This window comes from Rhizobium ruizarguesonis (assembly GCF_017357285.1).
Taxonomy (GTDB): Bacteria; Pseudomonadota; Alphaproteobacteria; order Rhizobiales; family Rhizobiaceae; genus Rhizobium; species Rhizobium ruizarguesonis.
Window position 1 is genome coordinate 1,691,026 of sequence record NZ_CP071678.1, and the last position, 25,622, is coordinate 1,716,647.

At 60.2% G+C, this 25,622-nt stretch carries 22 protein-coding genes and 1 tRNA gene; 16 read left to right on the plus strand and 7 right to left on the minus strand.

Features of this window, described 5'->3' with window-relative positions:
* Nucleotides 1-173: 173 nt before the first annotated feature.
* The 4 genes from iolE to J3P73_RS08420 all read right to left on the minus strand — a co-directional run bounded on the left by iolE (nt 174) and on the right by J3P73_RS08420 (nt 6,118).
* A complete protein-coding gene (gene iolE / locus J3P73_RS08405) occupies nt 174-1,094 on the minus strand; it encodes a myo-inosose-2 dehydratase (RefSeq protein WP_207579868.1) in 921 nt (306 codons plus the stop codon).
* A 65-nt stretch (nt 1,095-1,159) separates the two neighbouring features.
* A complete protein-coding gene (iolD, locus tag J3P73_RS08410) occupies nt 1,160-3,010 on the minus strand; it encodes a 3D-(3,5/4)-trihydroxycyclohexane-1,2-dione acylhydrolase (decyclizing) (RefSeq protein ID WP_018071031.1) in 1,851 nt (616 codons plus the stop codon).
* A gap of 205 nt (nt 3,011-3,215) precedes the next feature.
* Nucleotides 3,216-5,150 carry a bifunctional 5-dehydro-2-deoxygluconokinase/5-dehydro-2-deoxyphosphogluconate aldolase gene (locus J3P73_RS08415; RefSeq protein WP_018071032.1) on the minus strand — a complete coding sequence of 645 codons (1,935 nt, stop codon included), beginning with the start codon at nt 5,148-5,150 and terminating at the stop codon, nt 3,216-3,218.
* 92 nt (nt 5,151-5,242) lie between these two features.
* A complete protein-coding gene (locus tag J3P73_RS08420; RefSeq protein ID WP_018071033.1) occupies nt 5,243-6,118 on the minus strand; it encodes a MurR/RpiR family transcriptional regulator in 876 nt (291 codons plus the stop codon).
* 206 nt (nt 6,119-6,324) lie between these two features.
* Here J3P73_RS08420 and J3P73_RS08425 point away from each other — a divergent pair, with 206 nt between their 5' ends.
* The 4 genes from J3P73_RS08425 (at nt 6,325) to J3P73_RS08440 (ending at nt 10,738) form a co-directional block, all read left to right on the plus strand.
* Nucleotides 6,325-7,440, plus strand: a complete 1,116-nt coding sequence (locus tag J3P73_RS08425; protein WP_130661298.1) for a Gfo/Idh/MocA family protein — start codon at nt 6,325-6,327, stop codon at nt 7,438-7,440.
* Between the two features lie 185 nt (nt 7,441-7,625).
* A complete protein-coding gene (locus tag J3P73_RS08430; RefSeq protein ID WP_020397466.1) occupies nt 7,626-8,843 on the plus strand; it encodes an NAD(P)/FAD-dependent oxidoreductase in 1,218 nt (405 codons plus the stop codon).
* 169 nt (nt 8,844-9,012) lie between these two features.
* Nucleotides 9,013-9,103: transfer RNA gene (locus J3P73_RS08435), tRNA-Ser, on the plus strand.
* Between the two features lie 567 nt (nt 9,104-9,670).
* Complete coding sequence (locus J3P73_RS08440) at nt 9,671-10,738, plus strand: porin (RefSeq protein ID WP_130661299.1); 1,068 nt, start codon at nt 9,671-9,673, stop codon at nt 10,736-10,738.
* Between the two features lie 100 nt (nt 10,739-10,838).
* On the opposite strand, the gene J3P73_RS08445 is transcribed toward J3P73_RS08440, so the two are convergent.
* Nucleotides 10,839-11,735: an alpha/beta fold hydrolase gene (locus J3P73_RS08445; protein ID WP_207579869.1), complete on the minus strand. Its 897-nt coding sequence runs from the start codon at nt 11,733-11,735 to the stop codon at nt 10,839-10,841.
* A gap of 64 nt (nt 11,736-11,799) precedes the next feature.
* Complete coding sequence (locus J3P73_RS08450) at nt 11,800-13,875, minus strand: lytic transglycosylase domain-containing protein (RefSeq protein ID WP_018070611.1); 2,076 nt, start codon at nt 13,873-13,875, stop codon at nt 11,800-11,802.
* Between the two features lie 214 nt (nt 13,876-14,089).
* Here J3P73_RS08450 and dapA point away from each other — a divergent pair, with 214 nt between their 5' ends.
* The gene (dapA, locus tag J3P73_RS08455) at nt 14,090-14,974 is read left to right on the plus strand and encodes a 4-hydroxy-tetrahydrodipicolinate synthase (RefSeq protein ID WP_018070610.1); all 885 of its coding nucleotides are present in this window, start codon (nt 14,090-14,092) and stop codon (nt 14,972-14,974) included.
* A gap of 211 nt (nt 14,975-15,185) precedes the next feature.
* Nucleotides 15,186-15,665: an SsrA-binding protein SmpB gene (smpB, locus tag J3P73_RS08460; RefSeq protein ID WP_003558077.1), complete on the plus strand. Its 480-nt coding sequence runs from the start codon at nt 15,186-15,188 to the stop codon at nt 15,663-15,665.
* Nucleotides 15,666-15,733: 68 nt separating this feature from the next.
* On the opposite strand, the gene J3P73_RS08465 is transcribed toward smpB, so the two are convergent.
* Nucleotides 15,734-16,315 (minus strand): LabA-like NYN domain-containing protein, encoded by a 582-nt coding sequence (locus J3P73_RS08465; protein WP_003558079.1) that lies wholly within the window; start codon nt 16,313-16,315, stop codon nt 15,734-15,736.
* A 297-nt stretch (nt 16,316-16,612) separates the two neighbouring features.
* Between J3P73_RS08465 and rpoZ the strand changes: the two genes are divergently transcribed.
* The 10 genes from rpoZ to J3P73_RS08515 all read left to right on the plus strand — a co-directional run bounded on the left by rpoZ (nt 16,613) and on the right by J3P73_RS08515 (nt 25,547).
* Nucleotides 16,613-17,017: a DNA-directed RNA polymerase subunit omega gene (rpoZ, locus tag J3P73_RS08470; RefSeq protein WP_018070608.1), complete on the plus strand. Its 405-nt coding sequence runs from the start codon at nt 16,613-16,615 to the stop codon at nt 17,015-17,017.
* A gap of 182 nt (nt 17,018-17,199) precedes the next feature.
* The gene (locus J3P73_RS08475) at nt 17,200-19,434 is read left to right on the plus strand and encodes a RelA/SpoT family protein (RefSeq protein WP_018070607.1); all 2,235 of its coding nucleotides are present in this window, start codon (nt 17,200-17,202) and stop codon (nt 19,432-19,434) included.
* A gap of 184 nt (nt 19,435-19,618) precedes the next feature.
* The gene (locus tag J3P73_RS08480; RefSeq protein ID WP_003558084.1) at nt 19,619-19,768 is read left to right on the plus strand and encodes a DUF3563 family protein; all 150 of its coding nucleotides are present in this window, start codon (nt 19,619-19,621) and stop codon (nt 19,766-19,768) included.
* Nucleotides 19,769-19,929: 161 nt separating this feature from the next.
* Entirely contained in the window at nt 19,930-20,520 is a 591-nt protein-coding gene (locus tag J3P73_RS08485) for a DUF2062 domain-containing protein (RefSeq protein ID WP_130661301.1), read from the plus strand.
* A 37-nt stretch (nt 20,521-20,557) separates the two neighbouring features.
* Nucleotides 20,558-20,962: a holo-ACP synthase gene (gene acpS / locus J3P73_RS08490; protein WP_024321240.1), complete on the plus strand. Its 405-nt coding sequence runs from the start codon at nt 20,558-20,560 to the stop codon at nt 20,960-20,962.
* Between the two features lie 114 nt (nt 20,963-21,076).
* A complete protein-coding gene (gene lepB, locus J3P73_RS08495) occupies nt 21,077-21,820 on the plus strand; it encodes a signal peptidase I (RefSeq protein WP_018070604.1) in 744 nt (247 codons plus the stop codon).
* Complete coding sequence (rnc, locus tag J3P73_RS08500; protein WP_018070603.1) at nt 21,817-22,536, plus strand: ribonuclease III; 720 nt, start codon at nt 21,817-21,819, stop codon at nt 22,534-22,536. Before lepB ends, rnc begins: the two co-directional genes overlap by 4 nt.
* 7 nt (nt 22,537-22,543) lie before the next feature.
* Nucleotides 22,544-23,485, plus strand: coding sequence for a GTPase Era (gene era, locus J3P73_RS08505; protein ID WP_018070602.1), 942 nt, complete (start codon nt 22,544-22,546; stop codon nt 23,483-23,485).
* Between the two features lie 72 nt (nt 23,486-23,557).
* Nucleotides 23,558-24,310 carry a Crp/Fnr family transcriptional regulator gene (locus J3P73_RS08510; protein ID WP_018070601.1) on the plus strand — a complete coding sequence of 251 codons (753 nt, stop codon included), beginning with the start codon at nt 23,558-23,560 and terminating at the stop codon, nt 24,308-24,310.
* A 205-nt stretch (nt 24,311-24,515) separates the two neighbouring features.
* The gene (locus tag J3P73_RS08515) at nt 24,516-25,547 is read left to right on the plus strand and encodes an IS110 family RNA-guided transposase (RefSeq protein WP_207579870.1); all 1,032 of its coding nucleotides are present in this window, start codon (nt 24,516-24,518) and stop codon (nt 25,545-25,547) included.
* The last annotated feature ends 75 nt before the right edge of the window (nt 25,548-25,622 follow it).

Consider the following 25,622-nt stretch of genomic DNA (forward strand, 5'->3'; position numbering starts at 1 on the left):
CCTTCATCCGGCTGCTGCCACCTTCTCCCCGAGGGGAGAGGGGACATGCCGCGCCGTTTCTGTTCCTCTTCTCCTCACCGGGAAGGTGCCCGGAGGGCGGATGAGGGGGCTTCTTGCTCCAGCGGCCCGAAAAGGCGCGCCGCTTGTGGGAGGAGGCTCCGGACAACCAGGCTTTATGATCCCTTGGGGAAGCCTTCCGTTTCCACGGTATAGCCAGCAGCCGTCATGACGCGCATCAACTCGGCGTGACCGATCTCGGCCATTTTCTGCGGCGGGGCTTTGCGTGGATCCTGTTCGGCTTCGACGACGAACCAGCCTTCATAGCCGTCATCGGCCAGCCGCTGGACGATGGCGCCGAAATCGAGCGAGCCGTCGCCCGGCACCGTGAAGGCGCCAAGCGCCACTGCATCGAGGAAGGACTGCCGGCTGCGATCCAGCCCATCCACCACCGGCTTGCGGATATCCTTGACGTGAACATGGTTGATGCGGGCGTGGTGGTTTTCGATGGCGCGCAGCACGTCGCCGCCGGCAAAGGCCAAATGCCCTGCATCGAGCAGCAGCGGGATGCCTTCGCCCGAATGGCGCATGAAGGCGTCGAGTTCCGGCTCGGTTTCGACCACGGCGGCCATGTGATGGTGGTAGGAGAGCGGCATGCCCTGCTCGGCGCACCATTCTCCGAATTGGGTGACGCGGTGCGCATAAGCCTTCATCTCGTCATCGGAAAGACGCGGCTTGGTCGCGAGCGGCTTGGAGCGGTCGCCCTGGATGGAACGGCCGACTTCGCCATAAACGATGCAGGGCGCGGCGACGGCCTTGAACAGTTCGATCATCGGCGCGATGCGGTCCTTGTTGGCAGCAAGCTCCTCGTCAACAAGCGTGCCCGAGAACCAACCGCCGCACAGCGTGACGTCGGCGGCGCGAAGGATGGGCAGCATCACCTCGGGATCGTCGGGGAAGCGGCGGCCCTTTTCCATGCCGGTAAAGCCGGCACCGCGTGATTGCCGCAGGCATTCCTCCAGGGACACATCGTCGCTGAGCTCAGGAAGATCGTCGTTCCACCAGGCGATGGGCGACATGCCGAGTTTGGCCTTCATCAACATTCTCCTTAAAAGCATTGCGGAAGAGCCGGGACGCTCTTCCGAGAAATGATAGCGATAGATTAGCCGATGCGCTGGGCGGCGCGTGCTTCGACATAGCCCTTGCGCGCTTCGTTGACCTGTTCGCGCGGGCTGACCTCAGGCACCGCGACATCCCACCAGTGGCCGCCGGCCTCCGTGGTAACAAGCGGATCGGTGTCGATGACGAAGACCGAGGTGCGGTCGTTTTTCTTCGAGTCGGCGATCGCCTGCTCCAGCTCGGCGATCGAGGCGACCTTGACGGCGATGGCGCCCATGCTTTCGGCATGCGCGCGGAAGTCGATCTCCGGCATCACCTCGTAATAGGAGTCCTTGAGCAGATTGTTGAAGTTGGCGCCGCCGGTTCCCATCTGCAGCCGGTTGATGCAGCCATAACCGCGATTGTCGAGCACGACGATATTGAGCTTGAGGCCAAGCATGACCGAGGTCGCTAGCTCGGAATTCATCATCATGTAGGAACCGTCGCCGACCATGACGACGACATCCCGTTCCGGATGCGCCATCTTGGCGCCCAGCCCGCCGGCAATCTCATAGCCCATGCAGGAAAAGCCGTATTCCATGTGATAGCTGCCCGGCGCCGTCGCCGGCCAAAGCTTGTGCAATTCGCCGGGAAGGCCGCCTGCAGCACAAAGCACTGTCGTATTCTCGCCGCCGAGCGTGCGCGTCACCGCGCCGATCACCTGCGCATCGGAGGGCAGGGCGGCATTGGTCGTCGCCATCGCCCTGTCGGCGGCCTCCATCCAGACTTTCTTCTCCGCAGCCGCCTTCTCGACGAGGGCTGCCGGCGCCTTCCACCCCGAAAGCCCTGCCGACAGTGCCTTCAGCCCTTCGCGGGCGTCAGTCACCAGCGGATGGCTGTCGTGCTTCACCGCGTCATAGGCGGCGATATTGAGCCCGATCATCCTGAGGTTGTCGTTCTTGAACAGCGCCCAGGAGCCGGTGGTGAAATCCTGGCAGCGCGTGCCGACAGCGATGACCAGGTCCGTTTCCTCCGCGATCGCATTCGCCGCCGACGTGCCGGTGACGCCGACCGAGCCGAGTGCCAGCGGATGGGTCTCGTTGATCGCCGACTTGCCGGCCTGGGTGACGACGACGGGAAGGTCATGGGCCTCGGCAAAGGCGGCAAGCTCCTTCGTCGCCTGCGAATAAAGCACGCCGCCGCCGGCAACGATCACCGGCTTCTGCGACGCCTTGATCAGCGCAATGGCATTCGCCAGCTCGTCCGCATCCGGCTGCGGCCGGCGGGTCGTCCAGACTTTTTCATCGAACAGGCTTTCCGGATAATCGAAGGCTTCTGCCTGAACGTCCTGGCAGAGCGACAATGTCACCGGGCCGCAATCCAGGGGATCGGTCAGGACCTGCATGGCGCGCTTCAGCGCCGAGATGATCTGCTCTGGTCGGGTGATGCGGTCGAAATAGCGCGAAACCGAACGGAAGGCATCATTGGCCGAAACCGTGCCGTCGCCGAAATCCTCGATCTGCTGCAGCACCGGATCTGGCGCGCGGTTGGCGAAGACGTCGCCCGGCAGGAAGAGAACGGGAATACGATTGACATGCGCCACGCCGGCGGCCGTCACCATGTTCAGCGCCCCGGGGCCGATCGAACTCGTGCAGGCCATGAAGCGCGTGCGGAAATTCGCCTTGGCATAGGCGATCGCGGCATGCGCCATGCCTTGTTCGTTGTGAGCGCGATAGGTGGTCAATTCCTCGCGCACCTGATAGAGCGCCTCGCCGATGCCGGCGACGTTGCCGTGACCGAAGATCGCCCAGACGCCGCCGAAGATCGGCACTTTCTTGCCGTCGACGATCGTCATCTGTACTTTCAAGAAATGCGCGACGGCCTGTGCCATCGTCAACCGTATCGTCTTGCCCATCGGGTCCTCCCGGACTTTTGACTCTCTATCTGTTTTCCCCTACCCAACTCCTCTCCACAAGGGGAGGGGCTAACCTGCCGGGCTCTCCAAACTCTCGCCGCAACGTCTCGTCCGAAGGGACGCTCGCTCATGGCGTGAGGCGGGTGCCCCAAGTTAAGTCCCTCCCCTTGTGGGGAGGGGTTGGGGAGGGGTCTTATTTCGATTCCTACTGATGCCCGCGCGTCTTCAACCACGCTTCTGTCAGGTGTCGGAAACGGCCGGCCATATCGGCGATCGCTTCCTCATCATTCATTTCGCCTGAAAGCCAGGCGCGCGCCGGATCGGCAAAGATCGTCCGCCCGACAGCAAAGCCTTTCACGGAGGGAGCTGCCAGCGTCGCCTCGAAGCAGGAGATCAGTTCGTCGGCGGGCGCCTCGAGCCCCAGGAGCACGATACCGCGGCACCATGGATCATTTTTGGCGATCACTGCATCGATCTTCTTCCAGGCTTCACTGGATGCTTGCGGCTCCAGTTTCCACCAGTCCGGCTTGATGCCGAGCGCATAAAGCTCCTCCAGCGCGGTTGCGATCGTATCGTCGGTGAGCGGCCCGTTCTTGCCGGCGATGATCTCCACCAGCAGCTCGCGGCCGACCTTGCGGGCGGCCTCGAACAGCGTCCGCAGCTTCTCCTGCTGCTCCGTCTTCAAGTCAGCCGGATCATCAGGATGATAGAAACACAGGCACTTGATGCAATGGCCAAGCGGCCATTCCACAAGCTGCGAGCCGATATCCTGGCTGAATTCGAAGCGCAGCGGCTTCGAGCCCGGCAATTCCACCGGCCGGCCGATCCAGGAGAAATTCTTCGTCGCCGCATCGAAGAAAGCGTCGCGGCCGAAGCGTTCGTCGATCAGCATGCCGTAGCCGTCGCGGCCGTTCGAAACCCGCGCCGCTGCCGCCACCGCCAGCCGTTTGAAGGCGACGATTTTCTCATGGCCGACGCCGAGCTCATCGGCGACGCTGACGAGCTGCGAACGGTGGTCGATCGCCAGCGCCATCAAAAGCGGGATTTCGCCGCGCCGGGTCGATGCCCAGTGGATATGGTTGAGCGCCTCGTCCTTGCGCAGCGCCCGGTGTTTGCTGCCGGTCGTCAGGAAGAAGTCGAGTTCCGCCCAGGTCGGATATTCCGGCGAGCAGAGCAGGCGGGAGACGGCGAAGGCGCCGCAGGCATTGGCCCAGGTGGCACAGGTCTCCAGCGGCTCGTCGCGCAGAAAGCCGCGCAGGAAGCCGGACATGAAGGCATCGCCGGCGCCCAGCACGTTGAAGACCTCGATCGGGAAACCCTGGCCGATGATGCCGGCTTCGAGATCGTCGGCGATCGGCCCGTCATAGACGATACAGCCCATGGCGCCGCGCTTGAGCACGATCGTCGCCGGCGACAGCCGACGGATCTCCTTCAGCGCGCCGAGCACGTCGTCGGCGCCGGAAGCGATCAGGATTTCCTCTTCGGTGCCGACGATGAGGTCGCAATCCGGCAGGGTCTCCTGCATCTTCGAGGAGACCCGGTCGGATTTCACGTAGCGCTCGAAGCCTTCCGCATGGCCGGCAAGGCCCCAGAGGTTCGGCCGGTAATCGATGTCGAAGATCACCTTGCGGCCGTTCGCCTTGGCGATGCGGATCGCCTTGCGCTGCGCAGCCTCCGTATTCGGCCGCGAGAAATGCGTACCGGAAACGAGAACGGCGCGCGAGGATCTGATGAAATCCTCGTCGATATCGCCTTCATCGAGCGCCATGTCGGCGCAATCCGACCGATAGAAGATCATCGGCGACACGCCCTCGGCCTCGACCGCCAGCAGCACCAGCGCCGTCAGCCGCTCCTTGTCGGTGACGATGCCGTCTGTCGCCACACCTTCGCGCGCCGACTGCTCGCGGATGAAGCGTCCCATCTGCTCGTCGCCGACGCGGGTGATGAGGCCGGATTTGAGGCCGAGCCGAGCCGTGCCGATGGCGATATTGGCTGGGCAGCCGCCGACCGACTTGGCGAAGGAGCCGATATCCTCCAGCCGCGAACCGATCTGCTGGCCGTAAAGATCGACCGAGGAACGGCCGATGGTGATCACATCAAGCGCCGGCTCCGGCTGTGAACCCGGATTCGATTGTACCATGATGTCCTCCCGCTAGATTTTGCGCGGCTTCCAGTGCCTGCGAATTTTCAATAATGAAACATCGGTTCCGATATTTTGTCAATTCGGAATGTTTATTCCATTTTGCCTTTTACAGGTTTTGACTGCTGACGCTTGCGCCGCCGCTCGGCGATTGCAACCGGCAGTGCCATCGTGAGCGCCATCGAGGCCGAAAGCGAGCGGAAGCCGGCGAAATCGGCCTCCGCCACCTCGAACCAGTGCGTGGCGCAGGCGGCAAGCGGCGAAAAGGCCGAATCGGTGATCGCGATGACGGGAACGCCGCGGTCGGCAAGCTCTTGGCTCTGGTTGAGGCTGTCGGCCGCATAAGGCGAAAAGCTCGCCGCGATCGCCGCATCCTTCGGTGTTGCGAACTGCACCATCTCAGGGTCGACGCCGTTCGGCGAGGCGACGATCTGGTGGCGGATGTTGAGCTTGGAAAAAGCGTAGGTCATGTGCGCCGTCAAAGGGTAGGAGCGTCGTTTGGCGATCAGATAGATCGTCTCGGCGTTAGCAAGGATATTCACCGCTTTGGTGAAAGTATCGCTCTGGACCGTCGCCGCCAGCCGGTTGACCGACTGGTTTGCCGCGGCAATGAAGCCGGAGAGCAGATTGGCGTCCTCATCGTCACCGTTCGATTGCTCGAGCGTGACGAGGCGCTCTTCGTAGCTCAGCGTCCGGTCCCGCAATCTTTCGCGAAAGATGCTCTGCAGGTCGGAAAAGCCTCCATAACCCAGATGATGCGCCAAGCGCACCAGCGTCGAGGGCTGGACGTCGGAGGCGGCCGCGATGCTCGCCGTCGTTCCGAAGGCGATTTCGTCGGGATTGCCGAGCGCGAAGGCGGCGACCTGCGCCAGCCGCTTCGGCATGTTCGCCTTGCGCTCGATGATGGTGCTGCGCAGGCTTTCGAAATCGCGCGGCACACGCGCGTGCCTCTGGGGATCGTTATCCATGCTTACGGCTCACGAGATGAAACAAACATTCCATATTATCGAACATAAACGATTTCAAACGACACGGCTAATTGTTTTTAATCCCCTGTAATTGAAGGCTTTTAGACAATCTTCTCGGGAAGGGCGCAGAAATGCCTGCGAGCAGGTCCTTGTCAAAATGATCCAAATATTCCAAAAATCCGCGCACAGCTTTGGAGGAGACGGAAATGAAGCCACTCGGCATCGGTTTGATCGGCACCGGTTATATGGGCAAGTGCCATGCGCTGGCGTGGAATGCAGTAAAGACGGTGTTCGGCGATGTCGAGCGTCCGCGTCTTGTGCATCTGGCCGAAGCCAATGCCGAGCTTGCTGAGACTCGTGCCGGTGAATTCGGTTTCGAGAAGGCGACGGCCGACTGGCGGGCGCTGATCGCCGACCCCCAGGTCGACGTGGTCTCCGTCACCACGCCCAATCAGTTTCATCCCGAGATGGCGATTGCAGCCCTCGAGGCCGGCAAGCATGTCTGGTGCGAAAAACCGATGGCGCCGGCCTATGCCGATGCCGAGCGCATGCTGGAAACGGCGAAGCGATCCGGCAAGGTTGCCGCCCTTGGCTATAATTACATCCAGAATCCCGTCATGCGGCATATCAGAACGCTGATTGGCGAGGGCGCCATCGGCACGGTCAATCATATCCGCGTCGAGATGGATGAGGACTTCATGGCCGATCCCGATGTCTTCTTTTATTGGAAGAGCGAGCTTTCCGCCGGCTACGGCGCGCTCGATGATTTCGCCGTGCACCCGCTGTCGTTGCTCTGGTATCTCTTCGGCCATGTCGAGGCCGTCATAACGGATATGGTGAGGCCCTATGCCGATCGCCCGCTGAGCGAGGGTGGTCGCCGTGCTGTCGAAAACCACGATGGCGCCAACGTGCTGATGCGGCTTGGCGGCGGCATCTCCGCCGTGCTGATGGCGAATCGCGCCGCCTGGGGTCGCAAGGGCCGCATCGCCCTGCAGATTTTCGGCTCGAAAGGCTCGATCGTCTACGACCAGGAGCGCATGAACGAATTCGAGCTCTATCAGGCCGACGGCCGCGGCTCCGAACAGGGCTTCCGCAAGATACTGGCGGCACCCGCCCATCGGCCTTATGATCGGTTCATTCCGGCACCAGGCCACGGCCTTGGCTTCAACGATCTGAAGATCATCGAATGCCGTGAGCTGATCCGGGCAATATCAGGCGAGCCGTCGTCGATCGTGACATTCGAAGACGGTCTCAGGATAGAGAAGTCGGTGCATGCCATGGCACAATCCTTCCACGAGCGCCGCTGGATCGAGATCGGCTGAATGTAAGAGGCCGCTTTCCGTTGACGGCGCACGGGCTACTGCATAATCCCTGAAATCGGGATCGATTTCAGGGATTATGCAGAAACTCAAAATGCGACAGCGTCCTTTGCGTGTCTGAAAGATGCGCGGCGCTTTAGGGGACAGGCCTTGGCGTGGGTGTCGGGCGCAGCTTCAGGAGTGAGATCGTGACGGATAGACTGGTGATCATCGGCGCGGGACAAGCCGGTTTCGCATTGGCGGCCAAGCTGCGTGCGTTGAAGGATACGCGCCCGATCACCCTCCTCGGCGCCGAGGACGTCGCTCCCTATCAACGCCCGCCGCTTTCGAAAAAATACCTGCTCGGTGAAATGGTCTTCGACCGCCTGCTGTTCCGCGCCGAGCACTGGTATGCGGACAATGATGTCGATCTTCGCCTTTCGACCTGGGCCGAGCAGATCAAGCCGGACAGCAAGCAGGTTCTGCTGCAGGACGGCTCTGTTCTCGATTACGGCACGCTGGCGCTCGCCACCGGCTCGACGCCGCGCCGGCTCCCGGCCGCAATCGGCGGCGATCTCGAAGGCGTCTATGTCGCTCGCGACAAGCGCGATGCCGATCTGCTTGCTGACGAGATGCGCCCCGGTCGCCGCGTCCTCATCATCGGCGGCGGTTATATCGGTCTCGAGGCAGCGGCCGTTGCCCGCCATCGCGGCCTGGAAGTCACCGTCATCGAAATGGCCGACCGCATCCTGCAGCGCGTCGCGGCGAAGGAGACCGCCGACATCATGCGCGGGATTCACGAGACACATGACGTGGTGATCCGCGAGAAGACAGGGCTCAAGCATCTGATTGGCAAGGATGGCCGCGTCACCGGTGCCGCACTTTCCGACGGATCGGTTATCGACATCGATTTCGCCGTCGTCGGCATCGGCGTCGCGCCGAACGATCAGCTTGCCAAGGAAGCCGGCCTCGAAGTCGCCAACGGCATTGTCGTCGACGAATTCGCCCGCACCTCCGATCCGGCGATCTTTGCGGCCGGCGATTGCGCCGCACTTCCCTGGCAGGGCGGCCGCATCAGGCTCGAATCGGTGCAGAACGCCGTCGACCAGGCCGAAGCAGCGGCAGCCGTCATCGCCGGCGGCAATGAGCCTTATGCGCCGAAGCCGTGGTTCTGGTCCGACCAGTATGACGTCAAGCTGCAGATTGCCGGCTTCAATCTCGGTTATGACGAGACGTTGCTGCGTCCCGGCACCCGCGAAGGCGCCCATTCGGTCTGGTACTTCAGGGAAGGCGTGCTGATCGCCGTCGATGCCATCAACGACGCGAAAGCCTATGTGACCGGCAAAAAACTGCTGGAATCCGGGACCAACCCCGACAAATCGATTCTCGCCGACCCTTCTGCTGACCTCAAGAGCCTGCTCGTCTGAGATCGGCCTCTTCATCGAAGAGAACGAAGCGCGATCAAACTCCGCGGATCTCGGCCGGAGGCGAGGTCTGTTTGCGCAACCAGCCGAATTGCCGCTCGCTGCATTTCTTCTGGTGAAAACTCAAAAAACCCTTGCATTCACAGACCGGTCGCCATAGTTAGGCCGCACCGGAGAGGTGGCCGAGTGGTCGAAGGCGCTCCCCTGCTAAGGGAGTATACGTCAAAAGCGTATCGTGGGTTCGAATCCCATCTTCTCCGCCATTGTGATTTCCTGAGCATACGTCGATCTTTGGTTTCCGGCAGGGAATCATGTTCTCATAGTCGGCTATGCCTTTGGCCGGGCGAACGAGAAAAATCTCTCTGCCTCAAGTGAGAGAATCGTCTGCGGGAATCACCTCCCGCGCTCACGCCCGGCAAGTGGCGAAAGCTGGATTGGTGCACGTTCGGTTACGCTTCCTGTAATCATGAATCCCCCACAAGAGCCGCATTTTGTCGAAAAAGTGTCACGAATGTGTCGCAAAGCGCATGTCCAATTCTTTGTTGACCGAACCTAAGCCTCCGCAAAATCAGGGTTTTCTTAACAAAGCATAAAGGAAATCGAGGCCGGTTGCCCGACTTGTGTCCTTTCAGCAACAGAATGTCGGGAAGGCTCCCTCAAATCCCCCATCCGAGTAAGTTGGTGATTGCGTGACGGCTTCCGTCTTGTATTTTCAGCGTCGGAAGCAAGGGCGACTGATCGTCCACTTCTTGAAACACGGGGATGGGGCAGGGAACGCTGCTCAGCGAAAGATCCCAAACCCGATCGAAACTTTGAATTGGAGGTCATTTATGAACATCAAGAGCCTTCTTCTCGGCTCCGCTGCTGCTCTCGCAGTAGTTTCCGGTGCTCAGGCTGCTGACGCTATCGTTGCTGCCGAACCGGAACCGGTTGAATATGTTCGCGTCTGCGACGCTTACGGCACCGGCTACTTCTACATCCCGGGCACCGAAACCTGCCTCAAGATCAACGGTTACATCCGTTTCCAGGTCAACGTTGGCGAAGATGTCGGCGGCGATTCGGACTGGGATGCCAAGACCCGCGGTCAGGTTCAGTTCACCGCCAAGAGCGACACCGAGTATGGTCCGCTGACCGGCGTCATCGTCATGCAGTTCAATGCTGACAATGCCACCGATCAGGAGGCCAAGCTCGACTCCGCTTACCTCGACGTCGCGGGCTTCCGCGCCGGTCTGTTCTACAGCTGGTGGGACGATGGTCTCTCTGGCGAAACCGACGACATCGGTTCGGTCGTAACGCTCCACAACTCGATCCGCTATCAGTATGAAACCAGCGATTTCTACGCTGGTATCAGCGTCGATGAACTGGAAGACGGCGTTTACCAGGGTACCTTTACTCCCGGCGTCATTCCCGGCACCACCGACTTTACTGCGGACGATGGTCCGAACAATGTCGGCGTTGCCTTCGGCGTTGGCGGTAAGGCTGGTGCGTTCAGCTACCAGGTTACCGGCGGCTGGGACGTCGACAACGAAGACGGCGCTATCCGTGCAATGGGTACGGTTGACATCGGTCCCGGTACGCTCGGCCTCGCCGGCGTTTACTCTTCCGGCCCGAACTCCTACTACTCCTCAGCTGAATGGGCTATCGCTGCCGAATACGCTATCAAGGCAACCGACAAGCTCAAGATCACCCCGGGCGTTCAGTACTACGGCAACTACTTCGGCGGTGGCACGGAAGTTCCGGAAGACTTCGACGGTCTCGGCGATGCCTGGAAGGCTGGTCTGACGGTTGATTACCAGATCGTCGACAACTTCTACGCCAAGGCTTCGGTTCAGTGGCTCGATCCGGAAGATGGCGACGACACCACGACGGGCTACTTCCGTCTGCAGCGTTCGTTCTAATCTGATCTGACCTCGGTCAGTCAGGAAAGCCCGGCTCTCGAGCCGGGCTTTTTGTATTTGGACGAAGGCACGTTGTGCCCGCTGAGCGGTTTCGATGAGGTTATCGACAGGCGGCGAGAAAAGCTCGCATTGCTGTGGGGATGTTATCAAGATGCAGGAGCGGGGCATGTCCTTGCCCTTCGGCAGTATGAAGGATCAACCCCGAATGCCGCCGCGCCATCTCGCCGGCGGTTTCCTGTGAAAGCAGCGAAGTATTTTCGCCGCGGATCAGCATGAGCGGCAACCGGCCCAGGCTTTCGAATTGCCCCCAGAGATCAGGCAGCGGCTGGCTGAAATCGATCGATTTCAGTGCCTCCGCAATCGCTGGATCGAAATCGGCGACCGGCCTTCCGCCGATGTCGCGATAAAGGGCAAGCGCCATCTCGCGCCAGTCTTCCTCTGCAAGCGCGGTAAACGACGCTCCATGATTCTCCTTCAATAGACCGGCAGCCTCGTTCCAGTCCCCCGGCCTCCTGCTGTTGTTGAGGTAGTCGCGGATCCGTGCCAGTCCCTCAGCCTCGAGCACAGGCCCGATATCGTTGAGGATGACGGCTTCGAGAAGATCCGGATGTGTCGCCGCGATCAGATGCAGGATCAGGCCGCCCCGCGACGTGCCGATGAAGATCGCCCGCTCGATGCCGAGTGTCGTGCAGGCGGCAATGACGTCGCCGGCCTCGATGGCGAGATTGTAGTTCGCCTTGTTCTCATCCCAAGCCGAATTTCCCCGCCCGCGCGAATCGATCGCAATCACCCTGCGTGGCGCTGCCGGGTCGCGGGAAAGAAGCAGCGCCAGCGGATGAAAATCCCGCGTATTGCGGGTCAGGCCTGGCAGGCAGATCACCGGCAACCATCCGGCACTTGCCGCCTCGTCGGGCCGGTAGTCGCGGGCATAAAGCCTCAGCCCATCGGAAGACGTGTAAAATCGTTCTTGAAAACCACCCGCATCCCTATCCGGCATCGCATCCCTCGAGACCTGTTGATCGCGAAGATGTAGCCTGCTTTTCGAGCTGGGCCAAATGGCTTCAGGAGGCGCTGCGTCCGCCGATGAGATCACGCTCGATATCGGTCTGCTGGCCGAGGCGAGCCTTGTAGACTTCGTAATTCTCCATCACCCGCTGCACATAGTTGCGCGTTTCGGGGAAGGGGATGCGTTCGATCCAGTCGACGATCTCGTCGATCGGCCTGCCGCGCGGATCGCCGTAACGGCCGATCCATTCCGGTACCCGCTTCGGCCCGGCATTGTAGGCAATGAAGGTGAGGATATAGGAGCCGCCGAAGGCGTCGATCTGCTCGCCGAGATAATGCGCACCGAGCGTCGCATTATAACCGGCATCGGCCGTCAGCTTGTCCTTCGAATAGGCGATGTTGTGGCGCTTGGCCACCGCCTGGGCTGTTCCTGGCAGAAGCTGCAGCAGGCCGCGTGCATTCGCCGCCGAAACGGCGGCCGGATTGAAGGCGCTTTCTTGCCGGGCGATGGCATAGGCGAGCGCCTTGCCGGAGCCTGATATATTGGCGTTCGCCGGGATCACGCCGACCGGAAAGGCGAGCGCCGCGACATCGATGCCGCGTCCATAAGCGATCTTGCCGATCTGCAGCGAAAGATGATGATCGCCGGATTGCTCTGCCTGAGCCGCGAGGACAGCCAGTTCACCCGGGCTCTGCAGTTGATCGGCAAGCGCGAGATAGAGAATGTCGGCCCGCCATCCATGGCCTGCGGCCTCCAGCCGGGCAATGGCCTGCACGGCTTCGCGTGCCTGGAAGCGTTGCCGGTCGGCAGTGCTCGGCGACGGATAGGTGACATTAAGCGTCTTTCGCCCCAGCCTTTCGGCCGCGAGCTGGCCATAGAAGGTGCCGGGAAAATTCGCGGCCTTTGCATAGAATTCGCTGGATTTTCCGGGGCCGCCGGCTTCGGCTGCCCGTCCCAGCCAGTACCAGGCGCGTGAAACCGAGATCGGCCCGTTTGATGTCTCGAGGATCTTGCGGAAATGTCTTTCCGCCGCTGCCGGGTCCTGCAGGCCGCGAAGCGCGTACCATCCGGCATGGAATTCAGCCTCGACGATATCCGTCGGGCTCGTTGCGGCGTAGTTTGCGACGATGCGATAGGCAGGCTTGAATTGTCCCTGGTCGACGAGGCCACGGCTGACGATGCGTTGCTCGTTCCACCATTCGCCGGAATTGACGAGTTCGCTGCGCTCGGGCGGCATTTGCTCCAGAAGTGCTGCCGCCTCGGCATATTTGTCCTGCTTGCGCAGATATTCGATCCGCGCAAACAGCAGGCCGGCATCGGCCCGCCACTTCGCATCGACTCCGTTGAGCAAAGCTCCGGCATTGGCCGCTTTGGCGTCGACCGCAGCCCAGGCCTTGTAGAGCGATTGTGCCTGGCCCATGTCGCCGAAGCGCTTGGCCTGCGCCACCCGGCCGCGATACATCAGATAGTCCATCCGCGCCTTGTGGTCGGCAGGCGTCAACAGCGCGGAAAACTCGATGAGGATCTTGTCCTCGGTCGCCTTGTCGAGAGCCTCTCCACGCCAGACCTTGCGGATATATTTTGCCGCTTGCGCCTGCTTGCCTGATGCAATCAGCGCCCGGCCGAGGATGACCGCGCCCTGCATCGTTTCAGGCGCGGTATCGCCGAAGGCGGCAAGTATGGCGGAAGGGGCGGGATTTTCGTCATAGAGCGCGCGCTCGGAATAGGCGCGCAGCCGCGCAAGACCCGGCCAGCCCTTGAGCTCCTGCGCGGCGCTGGCAATTTCATAGGAGGGAACGCCCTTCAATCCGGAAACGGCAATCGCCCAGGTGAGGATGTGGCGGTCGAGCGTCGCGTCGCGCATGCTGTCGCGGATCGAAAGCGCCAGCTGCGGGTCCTTGTCGGAAAGCGCATCGAGGCCGGCTTTCAGGTCGCCGTTGACGGGCGCGATTGCCGGGTTGCGCGGAATGGCGCCTGTTGTGATCGATTCCGGTATGGCTGTCTCGGGAATGAAGCCGAGCGGCTTGACCTCAGGCATGGAAGTGCTCTCGCCGGGAAGCGGCGACGCAACGCTGCCCCACGCAGCGGCAATGAAGCCGAAGGCGGACAGAATCAGGACAGCTTTCTTCATCCGGGATCTCGCAATGAAAACACGCCCTGCCATTAGGCTAGAGGCATCTTAACGAAACCTTACCGTACCAGGTAAAATTCATTCACATCTGCTATCGGAATTTGCCCTAAACCGAACTCTACGCGCTTGTCGCGATGATTTCGGCGCTCTATGGTGCGCAACTCTTATTCATGGAATGCGGCCGAAGCAAGGATTTGGTCGTGAGGAGCTTTGCATGTTCAATGGGTCCATTCCCGCCCTCGTCACCCCCTTCACGGATGCCGGACTGATCGACGAAGACAGCTTCGCCGCTCATGTCGACTGGCAGATCAAGGAAGGCAGCGGTGGTCTCGTTCCGGTCGGCACGACGGGCGAATCCCCGACGCTGTCGCATGCCGAACACAAACGGGTCGTGGAACTCTGCATCGAGGTTGCCGCAAAACGCGTTCCCGTCATGGCTGGCGCCGGCTCGAACAATACGCGGGAGGCGATCGAGCTTGCCCAGCATGCCGAAAAGGTCGGTGCGAACGCCGTTCTGGTCGTCACTCCCTATTACAACAAGCCGACGCAGAAGGGCTTGATCGCGCATTTTTCGGCCATTGCCGATGCCGTCGATCTGCCGATCTATATCTATAACATCCCCGGCCGCTCGGTGGTCGACATGACGCCGGAAACGATGGGTGCGCTCGCCAAGGCGCACAGGAATATCGTTGGCGTCAAGGATGCGACGGGCAAGATCGAGCGCGTCTCCGAACAGCGCATCACCTGCGGCGCGGATTTCAGGCAATTATCCGGCGAGGATGCGACGGCGCTCGGCTTCAACGCCCATGGCGGTGTCGGCTGTATTTCGGTAACGGCCAATGTCGCCCCGCGCCTTTGCGCCGACTTCCAGGCGGCAACGCTGGCAGGCGACTATGCCCGTGCCCTGGAATATCAGGATCGGCTGATGCCGCTCCACAAGGCGATCTTCCTTGAGCCGGGTCTTTGCGGCGCCAAATACGGGCTGTCCAAGCTTGGCCGGATGAGCCGCAACGTTCGCTCGCCGCTGCTTTCGACGCTGGAGCCGGCAACGGAATCGGCGATTGACGCCGCCATGCGTCATGCAGGCCTGTTGAACTGACGAGACCGGCCGTCTTCACAAGACGGGGTCTCTCCTTTACATAAAGGGCAAGGAATGAGGGCGCGGCTTTTCGCGCCATAGATCCGGATGATTTTAGGCCTGACTGGCCTGAAATCTGAATCCGGATCTACATCAAGAAATAGAGCATGATGGCACCCGAAAACCGCTCACACTTTTCGGCATCATGCTCGGAAGCAATTGGAATATCGTCATGGCCCCCAAAGGCAGCCAGCGCGTGGTGAACAAGATCGTGGCCGAAAACCGCAAGGCCCGCTTCAACTACGAGATCATCGATACTTACGAGGCGGGCATCGTGCTGATGGGCACGGAGGTCAAGTCGCTGCGCGAAGGCAAGGCCAATATCGCCGAATCCTACGCCTCGGATGAGGGCGGCGAGATCTGGCTGATCAATTCCTATCTGCCGGAATATCTGCAGGCCAACCGCTTCAATCACGAGCCGCGCCGGCGCCGCAAACTGCTGCTGTCGGGCCGTGAAATCCATCGCCTGCGCTCTGCCATCAACCGCGAAGGCATGACGCTAATCCCGCTGAAGATCTATTTCAACGATCGCGGTCGGGCGAAGATGGAACTGGCGCTCGCCAAGGGTAAGAAATTGCACGACAAGCGCGAATCCGAGAAGGAGCGCGATTGGAACCGGCAGAAGAGCCGCCTGCTGAAGGCTCATGGCTGACCGCGCTGCCGTGGTTTATGATCACGTCCTGATCGTCGCGGCCACTCCGGTTCGGGATGATGGAGAGATCAATCCTCGAGATCGCTGACCGGGGCAACTTCGGCGGGGCGTGGCGCCCGCTCGGAGGGATCACGACCGATTTCAGCCTTCAGAGATAAGAGATCGATGAAATGATCCGCCTGACGGCGCAGGTCGTCGGCAATCATCGGCGGCTGCGTCGCCATGGTTGAGATCACCGAGACCTTGCGGCCTCTGCGCTGCAACGCTTCGACCAGATTCGTGAAGTCGCCGTCGCCCGAGAAGATGACGAGGTGATCGACCGTTTCGGACTGTTCCATGGCGTCGATCGCAAGCTCGATGTCCATGTTGCCCTTGATCTTTCGGCGACCCATGGAATCCGTGAATTCCTTGGCAGGCTTGGTGACGACTTTGTAGCCGTTATAGTCGAGCCAGTCGATCAGCGGCCGGATCGATGAATATTCCTGATCCTCGATCAGAGCGGTATAATAATAGGCGCGTAGCAGATATCCGCGTTTCTGGAATGCTTTCAGGAGCTTGCGGTAATCTATGTCAAAGCCGAGGCTCTTGGATGCAGCGTAGAGATTGGCGCCGTCAATGAAGAGTGCAATTTTCTCGCGTGGGTCAAACATCGCTTACCAATCCAATGAGAGCAATCGAAATCAGAAGGCACCAAACCTCAATAAAAACAATAGCTTGCGTTTCAATTTCGATCTGATCCTTACTTTATGAATTATTCATATATGAAAGATTTAGGGCACGATTCGACATATTCCAAGCAACCTTCGGTGGAATTATGACATTCTCCATGGAAATTTAGCTCAGCCGCGGATAAAGACGAGGGGAGCCGGAATGAAAAACTTGTATTTGCCCGGTTTTAATTGTATCGGGCGTGTTAATCCCGAAATGACGACCGTAAAGGACAGGCAATGGCCCGTGTCACAGTTGAAGATTGCATCGACAAGGTGGAGAACCGCTTTGAGCTGGTTCTGCTCGCCAGCCACCGCGCCCGGCTGATTTCCCAGGGTGCCTCGATCACCATCGATCGCGACAACGACAAGAATCCTGTGGTGGCCCTGCGCGAAATCGCCGACGAGACGCTTTCGCCCGACGACCTCAAGGAAGATCTGATCCATTCGCTGCAGAAGCATGTCGAAGTCGACGAGCCCGAGCCCGATCCGGCAAGCATGATCGCCGCCGGCGGTGTTACCGCAGCCGACAGCGAAGAGCAGGACGACCTGCCGGAGACGATCACTTTCGACCAGATGTCGGAAGAAGAGCTGCTTGCCGGCATTGAAGGCCTCGTGCCGCCGGAAAAGAGCGACGACTACTAAGCGCGCAGGCGGGATCTCCGGTCGCATCGGTTAGATGCAGCCCGGAAAAAGCTTCATGCGACGCAAAAGAGCGACGATTACCAATCGTCAATCTTGCACCTTTATTGCTTAGGCATATTATTGCCCATGTGTGCGCCAATCGTTGATTGGCGCGCTTTTATTTTTATCGGAGTGGCTTTGGAATGATGCGGCAGTACGAGCTCGTGGAGCGGGTTCAGCAATACAAGCCCGATGCCAATGAAGCACTGCTGAACAAAGCCTATGTCTACGCCATGCAGAAGCATGGCCAGCAAAAGCGCGCGAGCGGCGATCCCTATATTTCCCATCCGCTCGAGGTCGCTGCGATCCTCACCGACATGCATCTCGATGAATCGACGATCGCGGTCGCCCTTCTGCACGATACGATCGAAGATACGACGGCGACGCGCGCCGAGATCGACGAACTGTTCGGCGAGGATATCGGCCGGCTGGTCGAGGGGCTGACGAAGATCAAGAAGCTCGATCTCGTCACCAAAAAGGCCAAGCAGGCGGAAAACCTGCGCAAGCTGCTGCTGGCCATTTCCGACGATGTGCGCGTGCTGCTCGTCAAGCTTGCCGATCGCCTGCACAATATGCGCACCCTCGACCACATGTCGGCCGACAAGCGTGCCCGCATTTCCGAGGAGACGATGGAAATCTATGCGCCGCTCGCCGGCCGCATGGGCATGCAGGACATGCGCGAGGAGCTCGAGGAACTCTCCTTCCGCCATATGAACCCGGAAGCCTACGAGACCGTCACCAAAAGGCTGGAAGAGCTTTCGAAGCGCAACGAGGGCATCGTCAAGAAGATCGAAGCCGAACTGCGCGACCTGCTGGTGGCAAGCGGCCTGACGAGTGCCTACGTCAAGGGCCGGCAGAAGAAGCCCTATTCGGTCTTCCGCAAAATGCAGTCGAAGTCGCTTTCCTTCGAGCAGCTTTCCGATGTCTACGGCTTCCGCCTGATCGTCGAGGACATCCCGTCCTGTTACCGAGCGCTCGGCATCGTTCATACGCGCTGGCGCGTCGTGCCCGGTCGCTTCAAAGATTATATCTCGACGCCGAAACAGAACGATTACCGGTCGCTGCACACCACCATCGTCGGTCCCTCCAGCCAGCGCATCGAACTGCAGATCCGCACCAAGCGCATGCACGAAATCGCCGAATTCGGCATCGCCGCCCACACGCTGTACAAGGACGGCGCCACCAATGCCGATGGCGATATCCTGTCCCGCGAATCCAATGCCTATTCCTGGCTGCGCCATACGATCGAGGCGCTGGCCGAGGGCGACAGTCCGGAAGAATTCCTCGAACACACCAAACTCGAACTCTTCCAGGACCAGGTCTTCTGCTTCACGCCGAAGGGCAAGCTGATCGCCCTGCCGCGCGGCGCCACCCCGATCGATTTCGCTTATGCGGTGCACACCAATATCGGCGATACCACGGTGGGCGCCAAGATCAACGGCCGCATCATGCCGCTGGTGACGCGGCTTGCAAATGGCGACGAGGTCGAGATCATCCGCTCCGGCGTGCAGGTTCCGCCCGCCGCCTGGGAGGAGATCGTCGTCACCGGCAAGGCGCGTGCCGCCATCCGCCGCGCCACCCGCATGGCGATCCGCAAGCAATATGCCGGCCTCGGCCACCGCATTCTCGAGCGCACCTTCAATAGGGCCGGCAAGATCTTCTCGCGCGAGGCGATGAAGCCGGCGCTGCACCGTCTCGGCCAGAAGGACGTCGAGGATGCGATCGCCGCCGTCGGCCGCGGCGAGATGTCCTCGCTCGACGTGTTGCGCGCCGTCTATCCCGATCATCAGGATGAGCGCGTGACCGTGAAGCCGTCGGGGGATGACGGCTGGTTCAACGTCCGCAGTGCGGCCGGTATGATCTTCAAGATCCCCGGCAAGACGAAGGCCGGGCATGACGGCGGCCATTCGGAAATCGACGCCGACGCTGATATCGGGCCGATCCGCGGCCTGTCCGGCAATGTCGACGTCAAATTCGCACCGACCGGCGCCGTGCCCGGCGATCGCATCGTCGGCATCATGGACCAAGGCAAGGGCATCACCATCTATCCGATCCAGTCGCCGAGCCTGCAGCGCTTCGACGATCAGCCCGACCGCTGGATCGACGTGCGTTGGGATCTCGACGAAGCCAACAAGTCGCGTTTCATGGCGCGCATCATGGTGAATGGGTTGAATGAACCCGGCACGCTTGCCAAGGTCGCCCAGACGGTTGCAGGCCTCGACGTCAATATCCGCTTGCTGAACACGGTGCGGGTGGCGGCGGATTTCACCGAAATGATGCTCGAGGTCGAGGTCTGGGACCTGCGTCAGCTCAACCAGTTGCTCGCCCAGATGAAGGAACTGGATTGCATCGCCACGGTCCGGCGTCTCTACGAGTAAGCTTTTGTTAAGCCCTTTCGGGGGTTTGGATGAAAAATTGCACATTTTATGATCGGGATGACGCATCAAAAAGGCAAGAGATGCGCTGAGCGCATGGCTGTCTCCATGTTGCGGCGGTGGTAATTAACCTCTGTCGGGCCTATCTTCTGGCTATCGAAACGCAAACAGAAGATGAGACAAGGGAATGTTTGACCCTATCAAGAAATTCGCACGTGCCTTCCGCGCTCCGACCACGCAGGAACGTGAAATGGCTTATTTGAACGGCTCGCTCGATCGTATTGATCTCGAGTTTCGTCAGCGCCAGGTCGACCGCGGTCTGTTCCGCAATCGCTGATACAGAACTTTATACTTGAGACGAGTGAGGGACGTTATGCATAACGGACGCCCCTCGGCATGAAGAAGCTCCTCTTCGCAGAGAGAAATGAGGGGCGGATTTTCGAGCGGTATCATTTGCCGCTCTTGTCATGGCCGTGTGCGCTGCACTAAATACCGGCCATGTTGTTTCGCCGTCGCAAGCCTGCGGGATTCAAGGAAAAGATGCGGGAGCTCTTATGGCCTCGCAAGGGTTTCCTTCGCCCGATCCGTTACCTGACAATGCGCGTCCTGCGCCTGAGCGCTTCGCCGCATGCGGTTGCCGCCGGCGTCGCTGCGGGTGTCTTCGTCTCGTGGACGCCTTTCATCGGCGTGCATTTTGTCATGGCTTTCGTCATCACCTATTTCCTCTCCGGCAGCATGGTGGCCGCCGCCCTCGGTTGCGCCGCCTTCGGCAATCCGCTGACCTATCCCTTCATCTGGGGCATCACCTGGGAAATCGGACATTTGCTGTTGAGCCGCGAGGATCATCTGGCCGGTCAGACGGTGGATCTCGCTGCCCTTTTTCACAAGCTGAACTTCGCTGAGCTGTGGAAGCCGGTGCTGGAGCCGATGCTGGTCGGCGCCATTCCGCCGGCGATCGTCACCTCCGTTGCGCTCTATGCGCTGACGTTCTACACCGTGAAGGGTTTTCAGACGCGCCGCCACATACGGCTGATGGAGCGGGCGCGCCTGCGTCTTGCCAGTCCGGCCGGCGACATGCCGAGCGTATGAACCTGATCAAGAATTCTTAAGCGATGGAAGGTTCCGCATGATCATCGGCATTGGCAGCGATCTGATCGACATTCGCCGTGTCGAGAAATCCATCGAGCGCTTCGGCGAGCGCTTCACCCATCGCTGCTTCACCGAGATCGAGCGCGCGCGTTCTGACCGCCGGGCAAATCGTGCCGCATCCTATGCCAAGCGTTTCGCTGCCAAGGAGGCCTGTTCCAAGGCGCTGGGTACCGGCATAGCCCAGGGCATCTTCTGGAAGGACATGGGCGTCGTCAACCTGCCGAGCGGCAAACCGACCATGGTTTTATCAGGCGCCGCCGCCCTGATCCTCGAATCGCTGCTGCCCGCGGGCCACAGGCCCGCCATTCATTTGACAATAACGGATGATTATCCCTTGGCGCAGGCCTTCGTCATTATCGAGGCGTTGCCCGAGAGCCTCTGATCGCGACCTCTCGTCGCTTTTGGTGTTGTCGCCATTGCCGCAACCGACCGAAGCCGCTAGAGAGAACGACAGAAAGAATTGCGCCTCCGCGGCGTCTTGAAGGAATAAGACTGCGTGTCCGAAAAAGTCGAAGCCAAGCCGAATGCCCTCTGGGAAAATATCAAAGTCATCATCCAGGCGCTGATTTTGGCGATGGTGATCCGTACGGTGCTGTTCCAGCCCTTTACCATTCCGTCCGGTTCGATGATGCCGACGCTGCTCGTCGGCGACTACATCTTCGTCAATAAGTTCGCTTACGGCTATTCGAAATATTCGCTGCCCTTCTCGCCTGACGTCTTCAGCGGCCGCCTGTTCGGCGCCGATCCGAAGCGTGGCGACATCGTCGTCTTCCGCTTCCCGCCAAACCCTGAGGTTGATTACATCAAGCGCTGTATCGGCCTGCCGGGTGACCATATCCAGGTTACCGACGGCGTGCTCTACGTTAACAGCAAGCCGGTTCCGAAGGTGGCGGACGGCAGCTTCACCTCGGATTACAAGCTTGATCCGGGTGCGGATGTGCCGGTGTTCCGCGAAACGCTCGACAACGGCAAGACCTATGACACGCTTGATCAGTCTCCGGTATCGCGCGGCGACAACACCCGCGAGTTCATCGTGCCGGAAGGCCACTATTTCATGATGGGCGATAACCGCGACAACTCGCTCGACAGCCGCTTTGACGTCGGCTTCGTGCCTGCGGAAAATCTTGTCGGCCGCGCCAGCGTCATCTTCTTCTCGCTCGGCAACGATACCTCCTTCCGCGAAATCTGGAAGTGGCCGACGAACATGCGTTGGGATCGCCTCTTCAAGGTTGTTGAATGAGTAAGGCGCAGACGCTTTCTGCGGCGGACCGCGCAAAGCTTGAAGGCCTGATCGGTCATGACTTCGCTGAAAAGGAGCGCCTGGATCGCGCGCTGACCCATGCCAGCGCCCGCACGGAAAAGGGCAGCAATTACGAACGGCTGGAATTCCTCGGCGACAGGGTCCTCGGGCTCTGCATCGCCGAGCTTCTGTTCCGCACTTTCGGCACGGCGGGAGAAGGCGAGCTCTCGGTTCGCCTCAACCAGCTCGTCAGTGCTGAAACCTGTGCCGCGGTCGCCGACGAGCTCAATCTTCACCTCTATATCCGCACCGGCGCCGATGTGAAGAAATTGACCGGCAAGCGCATGATGAACGTGCGCGCCGACGTCGTCGAAAGCCTGATCGCCGCGATCTATCTCGACGGCGGCCTCGAAGTTGCCCGCCGGTTCATTCTGCGTTACTGGCAGGGCAGGGCGGTGCGGGCCGATGGCGCCAAGCGCGACGCCAAGACAGAGCTGCAGGAATGGTCGCACGCGAAATTCGGCGTCACGCCGATCTACCGGGTTGATGAACGCAGTGGACCGGATCATGATCCGCGCTTCAAGGTGACGGTGGAAGTTGCTGGCATTAAGCCCGAAACCGGCGTAGAGCGGTCGAAGCGTGCCGCCGAACAGGTCGCGGCAACGAAGATGCTCGAGCGCGAAGGCATTTGGCAGCAATCGTCTGCCGGAAACTGACGGGACAATGACACAAGAAGAAGATATCGCGGCCGAAGCTGCCGCAGAAACCAATGGTCCGACGCATTCGGGCTTCGTCGCGCTGATCGGGCCGACCAATGCCGGCAAGTCGACGCTGGTGAACCGCCTCGTCGGCGCCAAGGTCTCGATCGTCAGCCATAAGGTACAGACGACGCGGGCCATCGTTCGCGGCATCGCGATCCACGACAATGCCCAGATCGTCTTCATGGATACGCCCGGTATCTTCAAGCCGCGCCGCCGGCTTGACCGTGCCATGGTAACCTCGGCCTGGGGCGGTGCGAGGGATGCCGATTTGATCGTGCTGCTGATCGACAGCGAGCGCGGCCTGCGCGGCGATGCCGAAGCCATCCTCGAAGGCCTCAAGGAAGTCCGGCAACCGAAGATCCTGCTGCTCAACAAGATCGACCGCGTCAACCGCGAGGATCTGCTTGCACTGGCCGCTGCCGCCAACGAGAAGATCGCTTTCGAGCGCACATTCATGATATCAGCCGAAAATGGCTCCGGCTGCGACGACCTCATGGACTATCTGGCGAAAACGCTCCCGGAGGGGCCGTGGTACTATCCGGAAGACCAGATCTCCGATCTGCCGATGCGCCAGCTCGCCGCCGAGATCACCCGAGAGAAGCTGTTTCTGCGCCTGCATCAGGAGCTTCCCTATGCCTCGCATGTCGAAACGGAGAAGTGGGAAGAGCGCAAGGACGGCTCGGTGCGGATCGAGCAGGTGATCTATCTTGAGCGCGACAGCCAGAAGAAGATCGCGCTCGGCAAGGGTGGTGAAACCATCAAGGCGATCTCGACTGCGTCGCGTAAGGAATTGTCGGAGATCCTCGAACAGCCGGTCCATCTCTTCCTGTTCGTCAAGGTTCGCGAGAATTGGGGTGATGATCCCGAGCGGTTCCGCGAAATGGGTCTCGATTTTCCGAAATAAGCATGGCAAGGATGTCATCGGGTAGACGCTGGCCTCTGCTGGCGCGCCGGTTTTGCGACGGCAAGGGCAAGTATGGCGACGTCGAGACCCATCAATTCGTTCAAGACCCCATGCGAGCAATGTCCTTTGCGGCCGTTGCCGCATTTCAGGGAATTCAGTCGCGACGAGCTGGAGTTCGTCTCGAGCTTCAAAAGGGGTGAGCTTGCCGTCGATGCCGGCTCCACCATCCTCGTCGAGGGAGCCCATAGCGCTCATCTCTTCACGGTGCTCTCCGGCTGGGGCTTCCGCTACAAGATGCTGGAGGACGGGCGTCGCCAGATTCTGAACTATATCATGCCGGGCGATCTGATCGGCCTGCAGGGAACCATCGCCGGCGAGATGCAGCACTCCGTCGAAGCGCTTTCACCCGTTTCGCTCTGTGTCTTCGAACGAGACAGGCTGATGACGCTTTACAACAAGCACGCCTCGCTCGCCTTCGACATTACCTGGATCGCCGCGCGCGAGGAGCGCATCCTGGATGAGCATCTCTTGAGCATCGGCCGCCGCACGGCGCTGGAAAGAGCAGCCTACCTGATCGCTTTCCTGTTTGAGCGCGGCCGGAAGCTCAACATCTTCAACGGCCGCAAATTTATCCCCATCACCCAGCAGCACATTGCCGACACACTCGGTCTCTCCATCGTTCACACCAACAAAACCTTGAAAAAGCTCAGCGAACGTGGGTTGATCCGCTGGCAGGAGCGCGGCTGCGAGGTGCTGAACGGCGAGGAATTGATGGTCATCGCCGGCTGGGAAGGGCTTGGAGAGGGCAAACGCCCGTTCATCTAAAGCGCGTCGCGATCTTTTAGATTCGCTCCTGGCGCTTCAGGTCTTCGTTTTACGCATGTCGTTGTCGCAAAACATGGGGTAATCGCGGCGCGATCATCCCAGACCATTTTCGTGAGAGATGGCTGGCAGGGGTGGTTGCCCCCGATAAGATGGAAAAACGGGCTCACGATTGGAACCGGGCCCAAACATCGAACGGAGAGCAACCATGGACCAATATATCGGGCTTGATGTTTCATTGAAAGAGACCGCGATCTCAATCCGACAGGACGGTAAACGGATCTGGCGGGGGAAGTGCGCTTCGGACCCCAAACTTGTAGCCGAGATGATCCGCAAGCATGCCCCGCACGCCAGGCGCGTTGTTTTCGAGACGGGGCCATTGTCGACGTGGTTCTATCATGAGCTGACCAAGGAAGGCGTGCCGGCGATCTGCATCGAAGCGCGGCACGCACAAAAGGTCTTGAACGAGACGCTCAACAAGACCGATGACAATGATGCGGATGGCTTGGCTCATTTGGCCGAAGCCGGCTTCTACACGGCTGTCCGGGTCAAGGCTTTCGACAGCATGCTGACGCGCACGCTGGTGGCGGCCCGCACTCAGCTCCTGAGCATCTCAACCCAGCTTAGCAACCAGATCCGCGGTGTGATGAAGACGTTCTGTCTTATCGTCGCCCAAGGAAAAGGTCGGGTGTTTGATAACAATGTGAGGCAACTCCTGGATGGGAATGACGGCCTTGCAAAGATCATCTTGCCGCTGCTTGAGGGGTGGCGTGACATACGCATGCGCGCGGCCGATCTTGGTCGCCAGCTGGTCGCAGCGGCACGGGAGAGCCAGGCGACGAAGCGGTTGATGACGATCCCGGGTATCGGTGCCGTCACGGCCATCTCCTATGTCGCCGCGATTGAAGGTCCAGACAACTTCAAAACGTCGCGATCGGTGGGCGCCTGGCTCGGGCTGACAACGAGGCGCTACCAGTCAGGCGAGGTCGACTATGACGGCCATATCTCTCGAAGAGGCGCCCCCCATCTGCGGGGGCTGCTTTATGAAGCGGCGACGGTGATCCTCACAAGAACCAGTGCCAGGAACGAGAGCCGTCTCAAAAGCTGGGGGCTTAAGCTGCGTGAGCGGCTGGGCTTCAAGCGCGCTGCGGTGGCGGTCGCCCGAAAGCTTGCGGTCATCATGCACAGCATGCTCAAGACAGGAGACGTATTCAACAGATTGGCCGGCGCGACGGCATAAGCGAAGTGTCGGGCCTTCTTCCCTCAGCGCGTCAAACCTGATGTGAGGCACTGAGCGTCCCAGCTGCGGGCGTGG

Coding starts and splice junctions, on each gene's coding strand:
- J3P73_RS08440 (WP_130661299.1), top strand. CDS start 9,671: ATGAACATCAAGAGCCTTCTTCTCGGCTCCGCTGCTGCTCTCGCAGTA.
- J3P73_RS08415 (WP_018071032.1), bottom strand. CDS start 5,150: ATGGTACAATCGAATCCGGGTTCACAGCCGGAGCCGGCGCTTGATGTG.
- J3P73_RS08425 (WP_130661298.1), top strand. CDS start 6,325: ATGAAGCCACTCGGCATCGGTTTGATCGGCACCGGTTATATGGGCAAG.
- J3P73_RS08485 (WP_130661301.1), top strand. CDS start 19,930: ATGTTGTTTCGCCGTCGCAAGCCTGCGGGATTCAAGGAAAAGATGCGG.
- J3P73_RS08465 (WP_003558079.1), bottom strand. CDS start 16,315: ATGTTTGACCCACGCGAGAAAATTGCACTCTTCATTGACGGCGCCAAT.
- dapA (WP_018070610.1), top strand. CDS start 14,090: ATGTTCAATGGGTCCATTCCCGCCCTCGTCACCCCCTTCACGGATGCC.
- iolD (WP_018071031.1), bottom strand. CDS start 3,010: ATGGGCAAGACGATACGGTTGACGATGGCACAGGCCGTCGCGCATTTC.
- J3P73_RS08510 (WP_018070601.1), top strand. CDS start 23,558: ATGGCGACGTCGAGACCCATCAATTCGTTCAAGACCCCATGCGAGCAA.
- iolE (WP_207579868.1), bottom strand. CDS start 1,094: ATGAAGGCCAAACTCGGCATGTCGCCCATCGCCTGGTGGAACGACGAT.
- J3P73_RS08445 (WP_207579869.1), bottom strand. CDS start 11,735: ATGCCGGATAGGGATGCGGGTGGTTTTCAAGAACGATTTTACACGTCT.
- rnc (WP_018070603.1), top strand. CDS start 21,817: ATGAGTAAGGCGCAGACGCTTTCTGCGGCGGACCGCGCAAAGCTTGAA.
- J3P73_RS08480 (WP_003558084.1), top strand. CDS start 19,619: ATGTTTGACCCTATCAAGAAATTCGCACGTGCCTTCCGCGCTCCGACC.
- J3P73_RS08475 (WP_018070607.1), top strand. CDS start 17,200: ATGATGCGGCAGTACGAGCTCGTGGAGCGGGTTCAGCAATACAAGCCC.
- J3P73_RS08450 (WP_018070611.1), bottom strand. CDS start 13,875: ATGAAGAAAGCTGTCCTGATTCTGTCCGCCTTCGGCTTCATTGCCGCT.
- acpS (WP_024321240.1), top strand. CDS start 20,558: ATGATCATCGGCATTGGCAGCGATCTGATCGACATTCGCCGTGTCGAG.
- J3P73_RS08515 (WP_207579870.1), top strand. CDS start 24,516: ATGGACCAATATATCGGGCTTGATGTTTCATTGAAAGAGACCGCGATC.
- era (WP_018070602.1), top strand. CDS start 22,544: ATGACACAAGAAGAAGATATCGCGGCCGAAGCTGCCGCAGAAACCAAT.
- smpB (WP_003558077.1), top strand. CDS start 15,186: ATGGCCCCCAAAGGCAGCCAGCGCGTGGTGAACAAGATCGTGGCCGAA.
- rpoZ (WP_018070608.1), top strand. CDS start 16,613: ATGGCCCGTGTCACAGTTGAAGATTGCATCGACAAGGTGGAGAACCGC.
- J3P73_RS08420 (WP_018071033.1), bottom strand. CDS start 6,118: ATGGATAACGATCCCCAGAGGCACGCGCGTGTGCCGCGCGATTTCGAA.